Annotated in this window: 16 protein-coding genes and 1 other RNA gene; 8 read left to right on the top strand and 9 right to left on the bottom strand. The window is 61.0% G+C overall.

All coding sequences use genetic code 11. The features are described from left to right. Positions 1-23 precede the first annotated feature (23 nt). Positions 24-2,501: a glycoside hydrolase family 3 N-terminal domain-containing protein gene (locus tag BT122_RS02735; protein ID WP_072354472.1), complete on the bottom strand. Its 2,478-nt coding sequence runs from the start codon at positions 2,499-2,501 to the stop codon at positions 24-26. Between the two features lie 599 nt (positions 2,502-3,100). Continuing rightward, positions 3,101-6,232 carry a glycoside hydrolase family 3 N-terminal domain-containing protein gene (locus BT122_RS02740; protein ID WP_072354473.1) on the bottom strand — a complete coding sequence of 1,044 codons (3,132 nt, stop codon included), beginning with the start codon at positions 6,230-6,232 and terminating at the stop codon, positions 3,101-3,103. 151 nt (positions 6,233-6,383) lie between these two features. On the opposite strand from BT122_RS02740, the gene BT122_RS02745 reads away from it, so the two are divergent. The 6 genes from BT122_RS02745 to BT122_RS02770 all read left to right on the top strand — a co-directional run bounded on the left by BT122_RS02745 (position 6,384) and on the right by BT122_RS02770 (position 11,129). After that, positions 6,384-7,100 carry a LytR/AlgR family response regulator transcription factor gene (locus BT122_RS02745; protein WP_083432270.1) on the top strand — a complete coding sequence of 239 codons (717 nt, stop codon included), beginning with the start codon at positions 6,384-6,386 and terminating at the stop codon, positions 7,098-7,100. Next, a complete protein-coding gene (locus BT122_RS02750) occupies positions 7,097-7,444 on the top strand; it encodes a hypothetical protein (RefSeq protein ID WP_072354474.1) in 348 nt (115 codons plus the stop codon). Before BT122_RS02745 ends, BT122_RS02750 begins: the two co-directional genes overlap by 4 nt. 66 nt (positions 7,445-7,510) lie before the next feature. Continuing rightward, the gene (locus BT122_RS02755) at positions 7,511-8,497 is read left to right on the top strand and encodes an ATP-binding protein (RefSeq protein ID WP_072354475.1); all 987 of its coding nucleotides are present in this window, start codon (positions 7,511-7,513) and stop codon (positions 8,495-8,497) included. 289 nt (positions 8,498-8,786) lie between these two features. Beyond that, complete coding sequence (locus BT122_RS02760; RefSeq protein WP_072354476.1) at positions 8,787-9,533, top strand: methionine ABC transporter ATP-binding protein; 747 nt, start codon at positions 8,787-8,789, stop codon at positions 9,531-9,533. Beyond that, positions 9,526-10,197, top strand: a complete 672-nt coding sequence (locus BT122_RS02765; protein ID WP_072354477.1) for a methionine ABC transporter permease — start codon at positions 9,526-9,528, stop codon at positions 10,195-10,197. The genes BT122_RS02760 and BT122_RS02765 overlap by 8 nt, the downstream gene beginning before the upstream one ends. A gap of 74 nt (positions 10,198-10,271) precedes the next feature. Further along, positions 10,272-11,129: a MetQ/NlpA family ABC transporter substrate-binding protein gene (locus BT122_RS02770; protein ID WP_072354478.1), complete on the top strand. Its 858-nt coding sequence runs from the start codon at positions 10,272-10,274 to the stop codon at positions 11,127-11,129. A gap of 81 nt (positions 11,130-11,210) precedes the next feature. Here the strand turns inward: BT122_RS02770 and BT122_RS02775 are convergent, their stop codons facing one another. The 7 genes from BT122_RS02775 to BT122_RS02805 form a co-directional block, all read right to left on the bottom strand. Further along, a complete protein-coding gene (locus BT122_RS02775; RefSeq protein ID WP_072354479.1) occupies positions 11,211-14,174 on the bottom strand; it encodes a glycoside hydrolase family 3 protein in 2,964 nt (987 codons plus the stop codon). Positions 14,175-15,109: 935 nt separating this feature from the next. Continuing rightward, a complete protein-coding gene (locus BT122_RS02780; protein WP_072354480.1) occupies positions 15,110-15,769 on the bottom strand; it encodes a DedA family protein in 660 nt (219 codons plus the stop codon). 102 nt (positions 15,770-15,871) lie between these two features. Continuing rightward, an RNA gene (gene ffs / locus BT122_RS02785) (signal recognition particle sRNA small type) lies at positions 15,872-15,967 on the bottom strand. Between the two features lie 209 nt (positions 15,968-16,176). Continuing rightward, a complete protein-coding gene (locus BT122_RS02790) occupies positions 16,177-16,518 on the bottom strand; it encodes a PTS sugar transporter subunit IIA (protein ID WP_072354481.1) in 342 nt (113 codons plus the stop codon). A 76-nt stretch (positions 16,519-16,594) separates the two neighbouring features. After that, the gene (locus tag BT122_RS02795) at positions 16,595-16,897 is read right to left on the bottom strand and encodes a PTS sugar transporter subunit IIB (protein WP_072354482.1); all 303 of its coding nucleotides are present in this window, start codon (positions 16,895-16,897) and stop codon (positions 16,595-16,597) included. A gap of 69 nt (positions 16,898-16,966) precedes the next feature. After that, a complete protein-coding gene (locus BT122_RS02800; protein WP_072354483.1) occupies positions 16,967-18,430 on the bottom strand; it encodes a PTS sugar transporter subunit IIC in 1,464 nt (487 codons plus the stop codon). Between the two features lie 37 nt (positions 18,431-18,467). Then, positions 18,468-19,874 carry a glycoside hydrolase family 1 protein gene (locus BT122_RS02805; RefSeq protein WP_286130287.1) on the bottom strand — a complete coding sequence of 469 codons (1,407 nt, stop codon included), beginning with the start codon at positions 19,872-19,874 and terminating at the stop codon, positions 18,468-18,470. 227 nt (positions 19,875-20,101) lie between these two features. Between BT122_RS02805 and BT122_RS02810 the strand changes: the two genes are divergently transcribed. Continuing rightward, a complete protein-coding gene (locus BT122_RS02810) occupies positions 20,102-20,821 on the top strand; it encodes a GntR family transcriptional regulator (protein ID WP_072354485.1) in 720 nt (239 codons plus the stop codon). Positions 20,822-21,354: 533 nt separating this feature from the next. Continuing rightward, positions 21,355-21,948, top strand: coding sequence for a hypothetical protein (locus BT122_RS02815; protein WP_072354486.1), 594 nt, complete (start codon positions 21,355-21,357; stop codon positions 21,946-21,948). Positions 21,949-22,008 lie beyond the last annotated feature (60 nt).

The following is a 22,008-nucleotide window of genomic DNA, read 5'->3' on the forward strand; positions in this document are numbered from 1 at the left end:
GGAGGAGAAGCGCCCACGCCCGACTAGATCTCGACGGTCTCCGGCTTGGTCAGCGGCGCGGCCTTGTACGTCTTGGTGCGGTCGTCGTCGATCACGCCGCTCCAGTTGAGGCCGAAGCAGAAGTCGTACGTGTTGCCCTCGGAGTCGGTGTAGCAGTCGAGGTCGCGCGGCACGTCCTCGTCGTTTGCCTCGACGGTCTCCATGTCCTTGGGCTGCTGGAATGCGAGAAGGCCAGAGGGCTCCGTCTTGCCAACGATGATGTTGGCGTACGCCTGGTCGACTGGGTGGGTCTGCATGCTGAAGCTCTGCAGGATAACGTCGCAATATGGCTCAAGCTCTGCAAAGACCATCGGTCGGGTGGTCTCGACAATCACGATAATCTTGCCGTTGGGCATCTTCTCGCGCGTGCTCTTAACCAGCTCGAGGTCAGACAGGTTGCTCGCGGACTGGGTCTTACCCCTGTAGGAGCGGTTTTCTTTTGTTCCGTCTGCAAGGGTGTCGCCGCCGATGGACACCTCTCTGGCAGTGCTAGCAGTATAGGGCTCGTACTGCAGGGTTATCGGGAGGTACTCAACGGGGCCTTCAGCCATGCCAAAGCCGCTGCCTCCCTGTACGCCGTCGTTGGGGTCCTTGGGGCCGCCAATCCTCACGATTGCATACTCGCAATCAGCAAGCTGATCGGCACCAAGACGCGTGCAGTCGCTCTCCTGGAACACGCCGGTAGTGACTTCGCCTGTAAACATGTTCGTCGAGCTGCCGGTGCCCTCAGCAGCAACCCCATCCGTCACCACGTCAAAGGTGTCGGCAAGCATGTCAACAGGGAGCGCAGGCTCAAAGTGCGCGGGCGTCGCCGAGAAGAAGCCGCCGCCGGTGACCAGGTGCTGGGGGACATAGCACTTTGGCTTGCCAGAGGGGCCGCCCTTTGCAATCACGTTGCCCTTGTTCTTGAGCATGACGATGGTCTTCTCAGACGCCTCAATGCCAAAGTCGGTTGCTGCGGTGCTCTCAAGGACCTCCTTGGCAGCCGTACGATCGCTGTAGGGATTCTCAAAGAGGTCAACGTCCATCATGACCTTGGTAATCCTGCGCGCAGACTCCCTCACGCGCTCCAGGGCGCCATCCTCGCCAAGCTCATCCTGAAGGAGCTTGTAGGCTTCCTTTCCAACCTCCATGTCAAAGCCGCCGCCATACTGGTCGATGCCAGCATCAATCATCTTCTGGTAGCGCTCTGGCTCGGTGAGGTCGAGAACACCGTAGGTCTGGCTAGTAAGGATGCCCCAGTCGGTAACAAACATGCCATCCCAGCCAGCGTTGCGCAGGATGGACAGGTTGCGCTTGTTGTATCCGGAGCCAACGTTCTCTCCGTACTTCTCGTCTTCGGAATACGCGATGCCATAGCAGGGCATCACTGAGGCCATCTGCTCGGTCTTGGAATCGAGCTTCATGCCGCCGTCCAGGAACGGGACAAGGTGGGCATTGAAATTGTCACCGGGAAAAACGTTATACGCACCCGTCGACGAATGGTCGTTGCGCCCGCCTTCAGAGCAGCCCTCGCCCACGTAGTGCTTGAGCATTGCCGCAACGGAGTCCTTGCCCCAGCCCTGGTCGTCAGTTGCCTCATCGTCGCCCCATGTGGACTGGAGGCCAGCAGAGAAGGCCTGCGTGAAGTCTCGGTTGAGGGCGGGGTCCTCAGACACCGAACCTGAGAGGCGACAGCCGATGGGGCTGGAGTAAACGTCTACCTGGGGGCCAAGCTCGCAGCGGACGCCGGTGGCACGCCAGGCGCGACCGAGCCACATGCCGGCCTTGCGCCAGACGTCCTTATCCATGGCAGAAGCAAGCGTAACGTTGTCTGGAATGCCGAAGAGCTGATATTGGTCGGTGGAGTTGAGGTACGGAATGCCGTAGGAGCTCTTCTCGCACGCCTCTTGAACCATGTTGATCCAAGAGATGTCGCTGGCGTAGGACTCGTCATCGGACTCGAGACGAGAAACGCCAGCCCTGGAGCCCTGCTCAACGAGGCTGATGTCATCGGGATCGCTAGAACCACCGGGAACGGCCGACCCACCGGAGGCTCCCCCGTGCCACATGAGCTTGAGGCAATCTTCCCACTCCATCATCTCTGCCAGGGCCTTGGATCGGTCGTCGACGCTCTGGCGCCAGTCCTCGTAGAAGTCGAGCTTTCCGTTGCCGTTCATGTCCTTGAAGGCCAGGCCGTCCACCTGGATGATCTTGGAGGTGTCCATGACGCCCAGCTCGGCGCCGCCATCCGGGTTGGTGTAGCGGGTCCAGCCGTCGCGGGTCTCCTCGCTCGTCCACTTGGCCTGGACGTCGGAGCCGTCCGGGTCGATGGGGTACTTGTCGGCAGTAGGCAGCGAGGCCGCGGCGTCCTTCTCGCCCGTAGCGTCACCCCCGGTAGAGCAACCCGCAAGCCCCGCAATTGCCGCCGCGGCGGCAGACCCGGCGAGGAAGTTCCTGCGCGTAACGTTTCCTTGTTTCATTGCCCCTCCATTTACGATAGACCCCTTCGCGTTAGCCGGGCATTCCCTCCCAGGCCAAGCGCACCTTAAATCCCATTTAAAGTGGGGTGGTTGGACGACAGGAGCAGCTGCCACAGACTGTCCAGCGCGTGCCGTGGATTGTGGGTGATTGGCCGTTCGCCGGCGGGCTGGCACAGGGAGATGGTGGGGCTCTCGGTGACGCTATTTCCGTGCCCTTCTCGTAACCAGGGATAGCCGTAGTCGTTTCTCAAAAACCAATAAAGAACATCTGGCCAGGTGGGAGGGATACCCCTTCGGCTCTCCTTGAGGCCTCGTCCTGGGAGTGCCGAGGTTTCTCGTTGTCATTTATTGCGCGAAATCTCTTGATAAGAACCCTCTTAACTGGGGCAATACACTACTTTCCAGGAAAATCACGCAATAATGGCGGGCAAAAAGACCACTGGCCAGACTGGGTGACAGCGCATACGGCAACCGGCATGATCGAATCCTCCCGTTATTGCTGTCAATAAAAAAATGAACACCACCCATGCATCGAGAAAGGCGGACCCACCCACGAGGGGCAGGCCCGCCAAACCAAACGCCTATCGAGCAGTCCGAAGCTACGCCTCGCCGCCGTCGCCCGTAGCAGCAGCGTCTGCCGCCGCGGCAGCCCTCTCGGCCACGCGCTTCTTGTGGTTGCGCCAACCGGTCCAGAACACCAGCGCAATCACTGCGGCGCCACCGGCGGTCACGCCAATGCGAACCTTGTCGACCGCCTGCAGGCCAGGCACGTAGGCGCTACCAGGCATCGCGCCCTCCATGGCCTTGGAGTTGGCCGTGACGTACAGCAGGTGATGAATGGCCTCGCGCGCGTAGTGATACTCGGCGGAGTTATTCTCGTCGTACTGGTAGTTGTTCTCGTTTGAGCGCAGACGCGAGTCACCGCCGGCGCGAATCATCTGGCTGCTGTCCATATACGGAGCGGCAGAGTTTGCGGAGTCGGTAACAATCCACCCATTAAAGCCCCACTCGTTGCGAGCCAGGCCGGTCAGCAGGGCGTAGTTTCCGCCTGCCCACGTGGCGCCCACGCGGTTGAAGGCGCTCATGATTGCCTGGCAAGCATCAACCTTGGTCGTTGCCATGGAGTAGGAGCCATCCGCGCCCTGCTCAACATAGTTCTCGTCGACGGTACCCACGTGCATGCAAATGTCAAAGGGCTTGACGTAGATCTCGCGAATCGCCTGCTCGTTTGACCACGTGGCGCATCCCTGCTCAATGCCACCGTCGCCACGGTGGTTCTCTTGATCGTTAAGAGCAAAGTGCTTGATGGTGGAGTAGACGCCCTTCTCGGCAGCACCCTTGATCTCAAGCGACGCAACGGTTCCGCTGATAACGGGGTCCTCGGAGTAGTACTCGCCATTACGACCAGTGAAGGGCGTGCGGTGAATGATCATCGAGGGCGCGTACCATCCAGTGGTCCCGCCGATGTTTGCCTCGTTGCCAATCATCGCGCCGTAAGCCGAAGCGAGGTCCTGGTTCCAGGTCTGTGCCATCACGACTGGCGAGCAGAACATCATTCCTGTACCACCGTAGATAAGACCAGCTGCGGTATCGGCATCGATGTTGAACGGCTTTCCAATAGATTGGACAAAGTTGGAGCCATACCCAGAATGGCCGACAAGCTCGCGATAGTCCTCGGCAGAGAGCTCGTCAAGCAGCTGGTTCCACATCGGGTCGTTGTAGTCCTTGCCACGCAGGTCGATGAGCGAAATGCCGTTGTCCTGACCATAGACCGGCGTGTCAGAAATTGTCGCATCGCTCACGGGGTTGCCAGAGTCAAGGCCCTTGAGGCGATCGATCAGCTCGGGGCTGGCGACCTTCCCCCATGCGTACGAGACGGGATCGCCATTCTCGTCCACGGCATTAATCTCTGCGCCCCAGGTGGACACATTGCCCTCCAGCGGCGTTCCGTCATGCTTGGGGAAGGTGCCCTCCCAGTCCGCACGGGTGAGGTAAGTGACGTCGCCCTTGGCATCGCCGAAGAGGTTCGTTATCTCGGCACCGCTCTTTGTGTCGGTCGCATAGGTAGTGGTATCGACATCCGTGTTGCTCGGCACGTAGGTGCTCACGCGGGAGGCGTCGCCCGCCACGTTTGCGCCCTTGGCGGCAAGCACGTTGTTCACCGCATCATGGGAATCGTGAGCAGCGGTAACGTAGTAGGTGCCAGCATCCAGGATGTACGTCTTGGCTCCGTTGGCGTCATAGGCCTTGAGCATGTCCTGGTCAAACGTGACGGAAACCGTCTGGGTCTCGCCAGGCTCAAGCAGCTTTGTCTTTCCATAGTTCACCAGCTGGACCGCGCTCTTCTCGACCCCATTCGCGCGGTCGTAGTCGGTGTAGGGGCTCTGTGCGTAGACCTCAACAACGTCTTTGCCCGCGACATCACCCGTGTTGGTAACGTCTACAGACACGGTGCACGTGGTGCCATCCCAGCTGGCCTGATAGTTGCTCCAGTCAAAGGTGGTGTAGCTCAGACCGTAGCCAAACGGGTATACAACCTCGCTGTCGTAGTCAAAGTCGCCAGCGTTGCCCTGGCCAAGGACAGCATCCTCGTATCGGGTCTCGTAGTAGCGATAGCCAACATAGATGCCCTCGGCATACGAGACGTACGAATAGCCGGTAAGGTTTCCATCGCCATCGATGTACTGATAGTCGCCGTAGTTCTGGGCAGCTGGGGAGTTGAGCGAGTTAGCCTCAAACGTGTCGACGGTCTTGCCAGAAGGGCTGACCTCGCCGGCAAAGATGTCCGCCAGAGAATCGGTACCATACCTGCCTGTCGAGGGAACAAACAGGACGCTCTTAATGTTAGGGAACTGCTCGAGCCAGCCCAGGTTCAGCGCCGAGGCGGTGTTGAGAATCACTACGCCATTATCAAAGTTGTCATTGATGTACTGAAGAATCTCCAGCTCGGTAGAGTCGGGCTCGAGATAGGTCTTTGCCTTATCCTCCGCGCTTGTGGCGTGGTTGTACATGGAACGCGGCATGTCGCGTCCCTCGCCCGCAACGCGGCGCATCACAAACACGGGCACGGTGTCCTTCGTAGAATCGAGCACCCCATCGGCAGACTCAAGCTCGCTGAGCGGGCACTCGTTGATACGGAAGTCCTCGGCTGCGCCAAAGTTGATTGAACCGGTACCCATGGTGTACTTGCTGCCCGCGCCCTTGGTGTAGAAGTCCATGAGGGTTTGGTTCACCCCGAACCCGCGGCTCTCAAAAGAGTCCTTGAGCTGGTTCGAGTTACCTTTGGCACCGGTAAACTGCGTGAGGACGCTCTGGGTTGCGGTGAGATTCTTGACGGACTCGCCAAAGAAGCTGAACGTGGTGCCCTGCTCAAACGGCATCGTATTGCCGTCATTCTTGAGCAGCACGTATCCTTCGTTGGCAATCTGGCGGTCAAGCTGCTTCTCCGCGTCGCCAATGCTGTCCTTGTCGTAATCTGCCTTGTAGTAGTCCAGGTCAAGTCCTGCGGTGTTCGCCTTGGAGTTATCCCAGGACTGCTGGTATCCGGCACTGTTGTTGACCATGCGGGAAATCATGCTGTTGGGCAGCATGACATTCACGCCCACCATCGCCACCGCAAGCACCACAACCAGCACGGACTTGAGGATGGTCTTGATGACCCTCCCCACCTTGCGGGCGCGGCTTACGGTGCGCACGCCGCTGGCGCTTCCACCGGCCTTCTTCTTTCCCATCTCTTCCCTCCGTCGCTACCACGGGCGAGCCACATCTCCCGCCCTAATTCAAAACCAAAGGTCAAGGTAGTTCAGCTAAGCTGGAGAAACTCAAAAGGTGACCAATTCCGTCACTCGCGGGACAGATTTGGAATGAGGGGGGAGACGCCCGTTGACCACGTACAAGGTGCTCATGGTCGAGGATGACGACAAGGCGGCTGCGACGCTTGCCGAGCACCTCGAGCACTTTGGTACCGAGCAGGGCGCCCGCTTCCTGGTGACACGTCTGGCAACGGCCTTTGATCTCTCGGAAGCTGGAGTCGTTGACCTTATCTTCATGGACATAGACCTGCCGGGCATCAACGGCATGGAGGCCGCCCAGCTGCTGCGCGAGGAGAACGCCTCCACGCCGCTTATCTTTGTGACCAACCTCGCACAGTACGCCGTAAAGGGATACCAGGTGGACGCGCTGGACTTCATGGTCAAACCGGTAAGCTACGGCGACTTTGCCATGCGAATGGGGCGCGCGATGCGCGTAATGGAGAAGAACGCCGCGCACACCATGGCGCTTCCCACTGCTAGCGGCACGCGCGTTATCAACGTGAACGATATCACGCACGTCGAGCTGGCAAAGCACGACCTTCTCTACCACGTAGCAGGCTTCGAACAGCCGCTTCGCCGGCGCGGCAGCATTAGCGGTGCGCGAGAAGAGCTCCCACAGGACCTCTTTATCACCGTGAGCCAGGGATGCCTCGCCAACATGGCACACGTAACCACAGTACTCAGCGATTCCGTGCGTTTGGACGATGGCACCCAGCTCTTCTTTAGCCGCTCGCGCAAGAAGCCCTGCCTCGAGACGCTTGCGCGCTACTTTGGAGGCACCATATGATGCCTGGCGCCGAAGCGCTTGCTTTGGGACTGAAGTACGCCGTAGGCGGCTCCGCGCTGTTTGCCGAGGTCCTAATTGCGGCGTGCCTGTTCGCCCACGGACAGCCCACCAGGCAGCATCCCATAGCAAGGGCGGTCGCAGCTGTCGGGCTACTTTTTGCCACCGAACTTTTAACGTCTTTCCTCGCAGGAACCAGAAGTACTGACGACGGCTCTTTGGTTGTCCTCAACATCGATGCCAGCTACCCGCTTTCGCTGGGCATCATCGGAGGGCTCGTTACCTGCACCGCATTTCTCCTTGTCACCATCCCGACGCTTCTTGCCTGCTTCGAGATGAGCCCCTAGGCGGCAACCTTCTGCGCCACCGCAGGCTACGCGCTCCAAAACCTGGCAAGCAGCATCGGAGAGACTGTGGGGCTCATCCTTAGCGCGGCAGGTGTCCCCGGCATCGTGACAGGCGGAAACGCATGGCTTACCGCCATTAGCTGTACCGCAGTCTATGCCATAGCCTACCTGCTCTTTATTAGGCGCATCGAGCCGAAGGGGCTCGAGGGGCGCGGCAACCCCGCCATGCTTGCTATGGTCGTGGTGGTGGTCTTTGGCATCATCGAGTTCGACCTCATTCTCAAGTACGTGGTGACCGGAAGCCTGGCGCTGCCCGTGACGCTGTGCATGCGCGCGTTTCATGCGCTTATCTGCGTCTTTGTGATCATTGCCGAGGTTGAGCTGGTCGTGGTGCGTCAGCTCTCCTCCGAGAAGGCCGCCGCCGAGCGGCTCTTGGCCGAGCAGGAGCGCCAGTACCAGCTCTCGCGCGAGAACATCGAGGCCATCAACATCAAGTGTCACGACCTTCGCCACCAGATCCGCTCGCTTGCGGCGGGCGAGAAGACCGTCGATAAAGACGTGCTCGAAAGCGTCGCGCGCGATATCAACGTCTATGACTCCAAGGTCCACACCGGCAACGACGCCCTGGATACCATCCTCACCGAGAAAAGCCTGCTCTGCGAGAGCCGCCATATCACTCTTACCTGCGTGGCGGACGGTGCGGCGCTAGACTTCATGGCGCCGGCGGACCTCTACGCCCTCTTTGGCAACGCGCTCGACAATGCTATCGAGGCCGTAGAGCACCTGGACGATGCGGCAAGGAGGTCCATCTCGCTCATCGTGCGCAGGCGCGCCGGAACCGTGACCATCCACGTGGAGAACTACTACGACCCCACTGCCAGTGCAAAGAGCTTCAAAGGCGACGTGCCGGCAAGCACTAAGGGCAACCCTCTCAACCACGGCTTTGGCACACGCTCGATGAAGGCGATCGTCGAGCGCTACGGTGGTACGCTTGCCTTCTCGGCAAACGGGACGACCTTCTGCGTGGACGCCGTAATTCCAGAGCGCGCATAGGCGCTCGTCCACTGCTATCACCTGGCGCGATAGCCAGTCAACGCGAATAACGATTTGAGATTCAGCCAGACGCTAGCTACAGTGTTGGACCATGAACACGACGAGCAGCACATACACCTTTGCGCTCATGCGCCAGCAGATGCCCAAGCCCGGGCACCCTCGCCGCTAGCAGCCTGCCGCATCACCCGGCACGGGCCGCTAGCGCGAAGGGACCGGGCGTCTTACCAGCACGGCTTTTGCACAGGGTCGTGCACTTTACCAGCAGGCGGCATCGAGCGGAGCGCACGTTTTGATTTCTCTGGAACATCTTTGCAAGACCTTTGAGGGGGGCAGCGAGGTCCACGCCCTAAACGACGTGTCCCTCACCATCCCCACCGGCGACGTGTTTGGCATCATTGGTATCTCCGGTGCCGGCAAGTCAACGCTGGTCCGCTGCCTCAACCTCCTCGAGCGTCCCACCTCCGGACGCGTGGTGGTTGATGGTACCGACGTGACCAACCTCAAGGGCACCGCACTTCGCGAGTACCGTCGCCATGTGGCGATGATCTTCCAGGGCTTTGGCCTTCTCGCGCAGAAGACAGCCCTCGAGAACGTCTGCTTCCCCTACCTTGCGAGCACGGGCAAGGTCACGGCAGAGAACCGCGAGGAGGCCCTGGGCTACCTGGACCGCGTTGGCCTTGCAGACCGTGCCAGCTCCTATCCGGCGCAGCTCTCGGGCGGCCAGAAGCAGCGCGTGGCCATTGCCCGTGCGCTTGCCTGCCACCCGGACTACATCCTCTGCGACGAGGCCACCTCGGCCCTCGACCCCGCAAGCACGGCCTCGGTTCTGCACCTTTTGCGCACGATCAACGCCGAGACGGGCGTCACAATCATCGTAATCACCCACTCCATGCAGGTTGTCGAGGACATCTGCAAGAACGTAGCAGTGCTTGTCTCGGGCAAGGTCGTTGAGCAGGGCAGCGTTGCCGAGGTCTTTGCCAACCCGCAGCACGAAGTGACCCGTCAGCTTCTGGGAAAGGAGAGCTGGGATGAGTAGCCTTGCATCCTTCTTCGCCCAATACGGCTCGCTTCTTGGCGAGGGACTGGCCGACACGCTGGTCATGCTCTTTGTGTCCACGGCCTTCTCGTACGTCATAGGCATCTTCCTGGGCGTTGTTCTCTGCGTCACCGCACCGCGTGGGCTTCACCCCATGCGCACCCTGAACGCCGTGCTGGGCTGGGTGGTGAACATTGGGCGCTCCATCCCGTTCATCATCCTTTTGGTCTCGATGTTCCCGGTCACGCGCGCCCTGGTGGGCACCACCACCGGCGTGCAGGGCGTGATTCCTCCCCTGGTGCTCTCCACCACGCCGTTTGTGGCGCGCATGGTCGAGCAGTCCCTGGTCGAGGTCCCGCGCGACGCAATCGAGGCAGCAGAGACGTGCGGAGCGTCCATCCCGCGCATCGTGGTCTCTGCCCTGCTCCCCGAGGCCCTGCCCTCCATTGTCCGCGGCATCTCGATCACGCTTATCGCGGTTCTGGGCTACACGGCCATTGCAGGCGCAGTTGGCGCGGGTGGCCTGGGCGACATCGCCATCCGCTACGGCTACTACCGCTACCAGGACGAGGTCATGATCGCCACTCTCGTGCTCATCATCATCCTGGTGCAGGTAATCCAGAGCACCTGCGACGCCATCGCAAAGAAGATCGACCACCGCTAGCAGGAACGCGTTGCTCTTCTCGACAGCGCTCCTACCACCACTCTCATCGTTTTTCCAACAGAAAGGAACCCATCATGCTCACCAGAAGGAACTTCATTGGCACCGGCCTCGCCGCACTTGCCGCAACCACCCTCGCTGCCTGCGGTAACTCCGGCTCCAGCTCGTCTTCCAGCAGCTCTGCCGCCAGCGACTCGGCGCAGAGCCAGACCCTCACGGTTGCCGCATCCCCCTCGCCCCACGCGGAGATCCTCAACAACTTTGCCGCGCCCAAGCTCAAGGAGCAGGGCATCGACCTTCAGACCAAGGAGTACACCGACTACATCATCCCCAACCAGGTGACCAGCTCAGGCGAGGTCGACGCCAACTACTTCCAGCACATCAACTACCTCAACAACTACAACGACGAGAACGGCACAGACCTGGTGGGCGTTGCCGCCATCCACTACGAGCCGTTTGGCATCTACGCTGGCAAGTCCTCTGACCTGGCCAACATCGCAGACGGCGCGCAGATTGCCGTTCCCAACGACCCCACCAACGAGGGCCGCGCGCTCCTTCTCCTCCAACAGGAGAACCTCATCACGCTCAAGGACCCTGACAACCTTGAGGCCACCCCGGTCGACATTGCCGAGAACCCCCACAACCTGCAGTTTGTTGAGGTCGAGGCAGCTGCAGTGCCGCGCCAGCTCCAAGATGTTGACTTTGCCGTCATCAACGGCAACTACGCTATCGAGGCCGGCTTCCACGTGAAGGACGCCGTGGCCGTGGAGTCCAAGGACGGCAAGGCCGTAGAGCAGTACGCCAACTACATTGTGACCACGCCCGAGAAGAAGGACGACGACCGCATTGCCGCGCTGGTCAGTGTCCTCACAAGCGATGACTTCAAGCAGTACCTCTCCGACACGTACGACCAGGACGTCCTCCCCGCGTTCTAAGGCGAGAAGGCACTTCACACAAAGGCGGCCCGCCCCCACCCGGGGACGGGCCGCCTGCTTTATGCGAGTAGAACTGCCTTGTTACTTCTCGTCAGACGCCTTCTTGTCGCCCTTCTTGACCTCGGGGACGTCGGCCTCGGCATCCTTGCCCTCGGTGCCCATGAGCTTGTGGTTCTTAACGGCCTTGTAGCCGAAGAACGCCGCAAGCGCAACGAGCACCGCAGAGCCGCCCCACACGCCGTACTGCCACGGGGCAACGCCGTAGGTGATCTTGGAGCCCGGCACCATGTCGTTCATGGCGTTGGAGTTGGCAACGGTGTAGAGCACGCGGTGCATGGACTCGCGCATCTCGGAGACAACGGTCGCCGTGTTGGTGCCCTGGTACTCGCCGGTCATTGCCGAGTAGGTGAGCTGAAGGTCGGTGCCGGCATAGATGGCCTGGTTCTTGTTCATGTAGTCATAGAGTTCGAAGTCCGTGATGACCATGCCCTTGAAGCCCCACTCGTCGCGCAGGACGCCGGTGCACAGGCTCTTGCGGCCGCCGGCCCACTCGGCGCCAACGTAGTTGAACGAGCTCATCACACCGGTGCAGCCGGGCATGGTCTTGGTCGAGACGGTGCCCTTGTCGTCCGAGATGTACTTCATCTCGTACGTGGCCTCCTTGACGGTGGTCTCGAACGGACGCAGGTAGATCTCGCGCGCAACCTGCTCGGTGGCCCAGGTGCAGACGTGCTGCACGCGGTAGGACTCCTGGTCGTTCATCGCGAAGTGCTTGATCATGGCATAGCAGCCGTTCTCGGCGGCACCACTCACCACTGCCGCGCCAATCTTGCCGGCAAGCAGCGGGTCCTCGGAGTAGTACTCGAAGTTGCGGCCGGCGAAGGGCGAGCGGTGCGTGTTCATGGCCGGCGCGTACCAGCCGTTGTACGCAGAGGCCAGGGCCTCCTGGCCAACCATCTGGCCCATGCGGTGCATGAGCTCCACGTTCCAGGTCTGCGCCATAACGACCTCGGAGCAGTAGGAGCAGTTGCCGGTGGGACCGGTGAGCGAGGTGAAGCCGGCAGGGCCGTCGGGCTCTACCGTTGCGGGCTTGCCCACGGACTCGACCTCGGGGGTGTTGTAGGCGTCGTCGTTCAGGCAGGTGGCCATCTCCTCAACCGAGAGCTGGTCGAGAATGTCATTCCACGCCTCGGAGTCAAAGTCCTGCCCGCGCATGTCAATGAGCTGCAAGCCGTTGTCCGCCCCGGTGGTTGGCATCGTGGCGTTGGGGTCCTCGTGGTCCTCGAGCTTCCACTCCACAAGCTCCACGCCGCAGTCCGCCGCGCTCTTGTCGGCGGCCTCCTCGGGGAAGGTCCCCTTGAAGTCCTTGCGGGACATGGTCTTGACGTTCTTCTCCATGTACTCCGTCATGTCGTCGAACTTGTTGGTGATCTGCGCCTCGGTGGCGGAGTCGGTCGTGTACTTCTTGGCCGAGAGGGACACGGTCTTCTGGTCCACGACGGTGTGCGAGTCGGTGCGGAGGCTGATGACGTAGTCGCCCGCGTCGAGCACGTACGCCTGGTCATCGGAGCTGTAGGAGGCCATCTCGCGCACGGGGAACTCGATGGTGACCTTCTGGCTCGCACCGGGGTCGAGCGCGTCGGTCTTGGCGAAGCCGCCCAGCACGACGGCTGCCTTCTCGAGCCCACCTGCGGTATAGGGGGCCGAGTAGTACACCTCCACGACGTCCTTGCCGGCAACGGAGCCAGTGTTGGAGACCGTGACCTCAACCTTGACGTTCTCGTCATCCGCATTCACGGAGTCGAGCGTCTGGGAGAACGTGGTGTACGAGAGGCCATAGCCAAACGGGAACACGACGGCCTTGTCGTAGTCGAAGCCTGCGTAGTTGCCCGCCTCAGCCTCGACGGCAGCAGTTTCGTAGTAGCGATAGCCGTAATAGAGGCCCTCGGCGTACTCCACGAAGTAGGCGGTGCCGTCGGATGTGGTGCTGGTTGCGTTCTTAGCGTAGTAGTTCTCGATGTCGGTGTAGCGCTTGCCGCCAAAGTTCTTGAACGTGGGGTCGGCGGTGAAGTCCGCAGCCCAGATGTCGGTGGTCTTGCCGGAGGGGTTCACCGTACCAGCAAGAATCTGGCCAAGGCCAGCCGCACCGGTGGCGCCGATGGAGCCAACCTCGAGAATGGCGTCGACCGCGTAGTCGCCGGAGACGAGCGGGCCAAGCTCCATGGTCGTGGAGAGGTTGAGCACCGCGATGACCTTGGAGCACGCAGCCTTTGCAGCCTCGATGACGCTCTTCTCCTCGACGGTGAGCTCCAGCTCGTGCTGGCCGTCCTCGTAGTTGGCCGTCTCGCTGTTGGCGGTGAAGTTCTCGGAGACGCCGGACTCGACGTCTGCCTTCAGGTTGCGGGAGAGGTCGCCGCCCTCGCCGCCGCCACGGCCAATGAAGACCAGGCCAACGGTGCCCTTGATGGATGCCTGGGCGTCGGAGCTGTAGTCTGACCAGGGAATCTCGCCAATGTAGTAGGACGCCGTGGACGGGTTGTCCATGGTGATGGCGGCCTTGGCGTAGTTGGAGAAGTTGCTGTTAATCCAGTCGTAGGCGGTGTCGTTGATGGTGAAGCCCGCCCGGCTGATGCCCTGGTAGAAGTTGATGCAGGAGCTTGCGTCAACGGTACCGGAGCCGGCGCCGCCGTAGACAGGGTCTGCCGCATAGCGGCCGAGCATACTCACGGTCTCGGAGGTGGAGAGCGGCAGTGCGTTCTTGTCGTTCTTCAAGAGGACGATGCCCTCGGCCTCGATCTCGGTGACCAGCTCGTTTGCGGCCTCGGTCGCCTGCTTGCGGCCACGGTAGTCCGAGGCGTAGTACTCCGCGTCCCAGTCCTCGGAGCCCTGGACCTTCTCGACCGTTGCGGGACGTCCGCCCACGTAGTGGTCGAGAAGCGAGCTGAACTTGTTCGCCGCGACGTTTGCGGCGGCAGTGACGCCCAGCAGGCCAACCGACGCGATGGTCGAGCCGATGAACTTCCTTCTCGTTGTGCTCTTAGCCATTCCCACTCCCCTTACGTTCCCTCCGGCCCCGAGGGCCGCTTGTTCGACGATAAGGGTAGGCAGCAAGCAGGAGGAAGGCCAAAGAGGGTCGCATCCGGTCAATAATGCGTCGCAAACTGCAGTTGCTGCCCAGCAGCGGCACAGCGCGACGCACGACCCTCGCGCAAGAAGAAAGCGGGCCCCGGTACGCGGCCGAGGTCCCGCTCAACCAGACGCGTCCGGGCCGTAAACGGGAGGGAGAGTCCCGGACGTTGGTGCAAGACGGCATAGGGAGGTTGTCGTCGAGAAACACAGTAGGGCCTTGGACCCACGGCACCTCGCATTTGACGCAAGTGGTCGTTCAGGTGACACCATCGGCGAGAGGCACTCCTGGATGTCGCCGCTGAGAAGGAATTCGACATTTTGAGCCGACCGTACGGTGTTATGTGTCAATTTCCTTCTCAGTAGTTCTCGGCAATACCCCTGCGGCATCCATGACCGCTGTTCGCAGCAGGCCCGAGACGAAAATCGGGGCCCAGCCTTAGCGCCAGGCCCCTCGCGGGATGCATCCGGAGGGATTGGGAGGAGACAGCCGGATGCCGCGGCGGCGCCTGTGAGATGTGGGAGAGGTGCCGCACGGCCTGAGAATAGAGCCGGTCGGCCAACCAAGCATGTCCTTGTCACAAGATGCACTTCAAAAGGCACAAACTGCACCACAAGGGCGCCGACCGGCAGCGCAGACGTCGTGCGAAGCTCCGGCGCTGGAGGCGGCATTCGAGGGGCGGCGAGGCCGGTGCGGGGCGCCGGTGCGGGGCGCCGACACATCCACTTGGCCGCGGATTCCGAACGTTTAGGACTTTTCCGAACGTTTAGCCCCACCTAAACGGTGAGACCCCGCGGCCAAGCGAAGCGAGCCGGGCGCGCAGCTCGCCCGCAGCCCGCCTCCGGCAGCCGCGCTACTCCGCGTCGGCCGCCTTCCTGGCACCCATACGCGCGCGAATCGCCCCGGCAACCGCCGGAATCACGGACACCAGGATGATGCCCACAACGACCAGCTCGAAGTGCTCCTGCACCGCAGGGATGCCGCCAAAGAAGTACCCAAGCAGCGTGAAGAGCGTAGACCACGTGATGCCGCCCAGTACGTTGAAGATCACGAAGTTGCGCCAGTGCATGCCGCCCATGCCCGCAATGAAGGGCACGAACGTGCGGATGAACGGGAAGAAGCGCCCCAGAAAGATGGCCACGTGGCCCCACTTCTCAAGGAACTTCTCGCTCTTCTCCATGCGCTCCGGAGTCATGGCCTTGACCTTGCCCGAAGCCACAATCCGCGTCCCAAAGAAGTGCCCAATCATGAAGTTGCACTGGTCGCCCAGGATGGCAGCGACCCAAGCCACGCCGAGAAGCGCAAAGATGTTGAACCCGCCGCCCTGCGCAAAGAACCCGGACGCAAACAGCAGCGAGTCACCCGGTAGGAACGGGAAGAATACGACGCCCGTCTCGACAAAGATGATGAGAAACACGAAGCCGTACGCGGTGAGAGGACCGGCGGCGATCCAGCCCGCAATGGCGGCACGCGGGTCGCGAAGCAGGTTGGCGATGAAGTCAACGAATCCCATAGACAAACTCCCTGTTCAGGCAAAGTAGGCCAGGCACGACAATCGGTCTACAAAAAAAGCCCCAGCGGCCGTGGTGCGCGCGACCCATGGGGCATGACAGCGCGCTCGATGGGAACGGGTGCCCGCCAGAGGCCCCTTATGGCTGCTGCCTCCCGGCCCTGACCAGGTTCGAGGTGTTGCGTCACCCGCACCCATCCAACGCGCTGGAGAACACTGTACCAAAGAAGGCGCCGCGCCACCCTCACCCCACGAAAACGCGACAAAGCAGCCAGAGGGACCACTCCGAGAGGAGCATCTGCCGACAAGACTCGCTCCCCTACATACAGAAGCACCCGCCAGTGAGGGAACTGGCGGGTGAAAGAGGGGGGCTCGGTAAGCTGGATTCTCTCCCGGAGCAATCTGTGTGGTTAGTTCTTGGCGTCGATCTTCTCGTACACGTCGATGAAGTCCTCGGCGATGATGCGGAACGATTCGGCCTGCATGAGCTGGTCCTCCGCGTGGACAAGAATGAGCGAGAAGGTCACGTTCTTGTTGTCGATGGCAGACTGCTGAAGGAGCGACAGGTGCGCGGTGTGCCCCTCGTTGAAGTCCTTGTTGCCGCTCTCGATGAGCGCCTTCGCTCCCTCGATGTCGCCTTCCTTTGCCTTCTGGATTGCCTCAATGTACTGCGACTTTGCCGAACCAACGGTGGCTATGATCTGGAACGCCGTCTCCTGGTTTGCCTCGAGGGTCTCTTCTTCGGTGGCCATGCTGTCCCCTTCCGCGCGATGACGCGCTCGTTTCGAGATGAAATGCCGTGCCGGGTGCCGTGTTTGGGTGACAGTCCTACTCGTCCATGAGCTTCATGGCGTCATCCAGGATCTTCTTGGCGTTCATGCGACCGTAGTCGACCATCGCAATGACGGAAACGGGCTTGTCGCCGGCGGCCTCGACTGCCTCCTTCTTTGCGTAGGCGATCTGGGGACCAAGCAGCAGGCAGTCGGCCTGGTCGATCATCTCGAGCGCCTTGTTAAGCGGGTTGGCCTTGATCTGGACGTCTAGGCCCTGGGCCTGGGCCTCCTTCTGCATCTTCTGGACCAGCAGGCTGGTGGACATACCGGCATTGCAAGCGAGCAGGATGGTCTTCATGGTTAAACTCCCTCTTTGAGTGTCCCATCTCGGTCACGACGGAATGGACGAGAAGAACGTAGCTGGTTTCTAGGCCTCCGCGTTGACGAGCTCGGCCTGCTTGGCCTGAGCGCGCTCGGAAACCTTCATGAACGGCAGGTAGATGAGCATGCCAAGCGCAAACTCGATGACCTGCCAGATGACCGCGACCACACCGGCGGTACCGCCTCCCACAGCCAGGAAGCCGGAGATGAAGACCGGGGTGGTCCAGGGAACCATGACCACGCAGGGAGCCAGGATGCCGGCGCAGGTGAGGGCATAGGTCAGACCGATGAACAGGTCGGGGATGAGCACGAACGGGACGATCAGGGGCAGGTTGTACACGATGGGGTAGCCGTAGATGACGGGCTCGTTGATGTTGAAGATGCCGGGGAGCAGGGCCAGCTTGGCGATGTCCTTCGAGGCCTTGTTCTTGGAGAACAGGAACGTGTCAACGAGGAGCATGAGCGTGCAGCCAGAGCCGCCGATAAGGGCGAAGGTGTTGATGATCTGCATGTTCATGTAGTGGTCAAAGGGGATGGGCTCGCCAGCGGCGAACATGGCCATGTTCTCGGTGATGATGATGGTGAGAATGGGCTCAGCAAGCACACCGGAGATCGTTGATTGGTGAATGCCCAGGCAGAAGAGCAGGTTGGCCAGCGTATAGACCAGGATAACGAACCAGGGGCCTGCGTTCACGAAGCCCTTGAGAGGGGCTGCGATGCCGGTGTTGATCAGCGTCATGAGGTCGGTCGCCCAGATGCCGTGGAGCAGGGCGGCGATGAGGCCAAAGATAGCGAGCGTGATGAGCATCGGGATCATGGTGTTGAAGGAGTCTGCGACCGCAGGCGGAATCCCCTCGCCCAGGTTCACGCGGAGCTTCTCGTTCTCGGAGAACTTGATGAACACAGTGGTGGCGACAAGGCCAATGATGATGGCGCCAAACAGGCCGTTGGTGCCGGTGTAGGTCTTGGTGAACACGTTGGAGACGTTGTTGGAGCCAACGGAAGAAATCTCGTAGCCCTCGGGGATGGCGAGGCCAGACTCGACCTCCTCGCGCGTCACGGTGTAGGGCTCTGCGTCCTTGTCGGTAGTGCTCTTGTAGGTGATCTCGGTGAAGTCCTGGATGGACGCCGCGGCGCTGCTCACGCTCTGGGGCATCATGATGCACAGGGCCGCGATGCCAATGACCACGCAGGCAATGGCGTTCTCGAAGCGCTTGTTCTTGGCGAGGCAATAGCCGACGATGCCCGCAAGAACCACAGTTGCCACATTGAGCGTGCCCTGGGTAATGGCATTGCCCCAGTACTGGGCGTTGGCGAGCGCGTCTCCCGTAAGGAACAGCGGGAAGACCACGTTGTTGATAAGAACCGCGATGCCAGCCAGAATGTAGATGGGCATGACGGTCGCAAAGGCGTCGCGCAGGCTCCTCAGGTGAACCTGGTTGCCTACCTTTGCGGATACTTCCGCAAAGCTGTCGAGAAATGACTTCTTCTCAGCGGTGTCCTCGGCCATATTCTCTCCCCTTTCCAAACTCTCTACCAGAGAAACGCTAGTCGACCACGTGGGTCGTAGCTACCTTTTCGAGCCAGGCGGCAGATTTCTTGGGCCGCCTGTTGTAGTTGTCCTCAAGGTCGACCTCGACAAAGCCGTAGCGGTTCTTGAACGCATTGGCCCAGGACCAGTTGTCGATGACGGCCCAGTAGTGGTATCCACGGCACTTGGCGCCATCCTGGATTGCACGGGCAATCCACTCGAGGTGGCGGCGGACAAAGTCCACGCGGTAGTCGTCTTGGATGACGCCGTTCTCGTCTTTCTTGAGGTCCTCGCGCTCGATGCCAATGCCGTTCTCGGAGACAAACCACTCCAAATCGGGGTACTCGTCGCGCGCCTTCATGGCAAAGTCGTAGAGGCCCTTGGGATAGATCTCCCAGCCGCGGCTCTTGTTCATCTCCGCCTCGGGCCAGACGTAGGGGTCGGCAAAACGAGGGATGCCGTTCTCGTCCGTGTCCTGGGCGGGAGCCTGGACGCGCTCGGGGTGGTAGTAGTTGCACCCAAGCCAGTCCACCTTGCCATCTGCCAGGATGAGCTTGTCCTCCGGTCGGATGGGCAGCTCGATGCCGCGCGAGGCCAGCGTGTCGATGACGTCCTGGGGCAGCTCGCCCTTGGTCACGAGGTCAAGCCACCAGCGGTTGCACACGCCATCGGTCATGCGAACTGCCTCGAGGTCTGCGGCGCTGGGGTTCTCGCGCGTATAGGGCGGCGTGAAGCAGTTGATGAGGCCAATGCGGGAGTCGTCGAGAAGGCAGCCCTCCTCCTTTGCCGCACGGTACTCGCGAACTGCCAGCGCATGCGCCAGCGAGATGTTGTACTGCACCGAACGGGCGCGCGCGTAGTTCCTGATGAACGGGTACCACACGCCGTTGGTGTAGCGCTGGTCGGGCTCGACGATGGGCTCGTTGAACGTGAACCAGTAGCGAACCTCCTTGCCAAAGGCGCGGAACGCCTTGCCCGCGTAGTGCGCATACGCCTCGACAACCTCGCGGTTCTCCCAGCCGCCACGCCTGAAGAGGTACGTGGGCATGTCGAAGTGGTAGAGGTTCACGAACATCTCGATGCCCACCTCGTGGGCATCGGCGAAGAGCTCGTGGTAGTACTTCTCGCCCTCGGGGTTGATGTTGCCGTCCTCGTCGAGGAGGCGGCTCCACTGGATGGACGTACGAACCGAGGTGAGGCCCAAAGACTTGAGAAGCACCAGGTCATCGTGGCGACGGTCGGTGAAGTCGTTCCCCGCGTACGAGCCAACGCGGTTGTGGAAGTCCTCGATCCTCAGGTTGGACCAGGTATCCCACAGGTTCTCGAGCTTGCCACCATCACGCCAATGCCCCTCGGTCTGCGGACCGGACATCGCAGCACCAAAGAAGAAGTCGTCTGGCAGCTTGTAGGTCTGCTGTGCCACCGCTTGCCTCCCCCTTTCCTTCCGGGCTTTTCCGGATGTTGAGTACATGGTTAACATGTGCTTGTTCTTAACCTCACATGTCAGATTATATAGTCAGAACTGTTTTGTCTACATTAGTCACAGGTTTACTTTAAACGGTAGATATTTAGCGGTGTACGGCAGCAATGCGCACGCATGAGGAGCGCACGGTTTACAGTTGGCATAGCTACTACCGAGAGGGGCAAGACGTGCTCAAGTACCAAATCGTCATCGATGACCTGCGCCTGGCCATAAAGAACGGGACATACCCCGCCTACTCCCAGCTCCCCTCGGTAAGCAAGCTGTGCGAGCAGTACGACGTGAGCAAGATCACGATCAACAAGGCACTGGGCGAGCTGGAGGCACAGGGGCTCATCTCGCGCCGGCGCGGTTCCGGCTCGTTCGTGAAGAAGGTCGAGACCTCCACCGCCGCCCCCGACACGAACGACACCTCCGGCCAGATGACAGGTTTTCTCGCCGAGCACCAGGCACGCGGCGAATCGGTGCAAACCGTGGTCTACGACTTCTCGGTCGTGCGCCCCCCGCACCACGTTGCCAAGGAGCTGGACGTGGAGGACGACTCGTTCACCTATCACGTTTGCCGCGTGAGGTGCGCAAACGATAAGCCCCGCGTAATCGAGTACACCTACATGCCCATCGACGTTATTACCGACCTCAAGCTCAGGAACGTGCAGACCTCGATCTACTCGTTCATCGAGAAGGACCTGGGGCTCAAGATTGCCAGCGCGCACCGCGTCATTCGCGCCGTGATGCCCTCTGCCGAGGAGCGCAAGCGCCTCAACGTGCCCGAGGGCGAACCCCTGCTCGAAGTCGAGCAGGTGGGCTACCTCGATGACGGGCGGCCGTTCGAGTACTCCGTCTCGAGGCACGTAAGCGACTACGAGTTCCACTCGATCTCGACGAAGTAGGGCGCGGGCTCTCGTCGCCGCGGCGCCTCTCCCCGCCGCCGCACTTCTCGGCGTTGTTTGGCTTCCGGGCGATACACATTCGCACTCCGAATCTGTGACATCCTGCACGGGTCACAGATTCGGTGCCAAATGTGTATCGGGCAGCCCGGCACAAGCCATGCGTGGGCGGGACAGCGTCATCCGGCGCGCTTCTCAACCCAGTATCTCGCCCAAGAAAATGGACGAGGGCCCACGGACTGATCAGATCCGAAGGCCCCCACTTTTGGCAGCTGCCAAGCTGTTTAAAGCTCACGCAGGTCGCAGCGCAAGGCCTTTGCCAGTCACGCCGCGCTCCTCTGCTCGATGTATATGATTCCCCATCGTGGCTTTCTCAACCATGCCACGGGGGCGAGCGGTCCATTTCATCGGAGAAGCACACGCCGCAGACAATTCGCCCACAACCCGGGCTCGCGGCATTCCGCACGCCGGCGCCCGCCTCGCATGCTCCGATGCGCTACCATGCTGCACGTATGCGATGGCAGCAAGGAGGACCCATGGCTAAGAAGCCCAGCGCAAAGGCTCGCAAGGCGGCCGAGGAGGCCGTTCGTCAGTCAAAGCTCGACGAGAAGTACGGCAAGCCGCTCTTCTCGCTCACGTACGACATGAACGAGTACGAGCTGGCCCGCGCGGCTAACCTCTATGGTCCCGACCGCATGAAGGACATCTTCAACGGAGCCGCCATTCTCTCGCTTGCCCTGCTCATCCTGGCCCTGGTAACCATGGGCGACAACATCCCGCTCACCATGATCTTGCTGGTGATTGCCGTGGTCACCTCCTCCATCACCACCAACTGGAGCCGCTTCGCGACCTTCCTCGCCCGAAAGAGCACGCTGGGACTTGTGGGCGAGAACAACCGACACCACATCGTGGTGACCGAGGACAAGGTGGTCGAGGAGGGACCGGATGACCGCGTTGTCGAGTATCCCCTCTCCGAGCTCAGGCATTCCCGCTCCAGCGACGAGGCCACCGTTGTCGACTTTGGCGACAAGCGCTGCGTCTACATCCCGCGCGCACCCATGAGCGAGGGACGCTACCAGGCGCTTGTTCGCTTCTTCCTCGACCACGAGCCCAAGAAGGGCAAGCGCTAGGCGGGAGCGCTCCCGCATTCGAACACGCGTGACGGCAGGCGACCCCCGAACGCCGAAACC

The organism is Olsenella sp. kh2p3 (genome assembly GCA_900119625.1).
In the GTDB taxonomy this organism is placed as follows: Bacteria; Actinomycetota; Coriobacteriia; order Coriobacteriales; family Atopobiaceae; genus Tractidigestivibacter.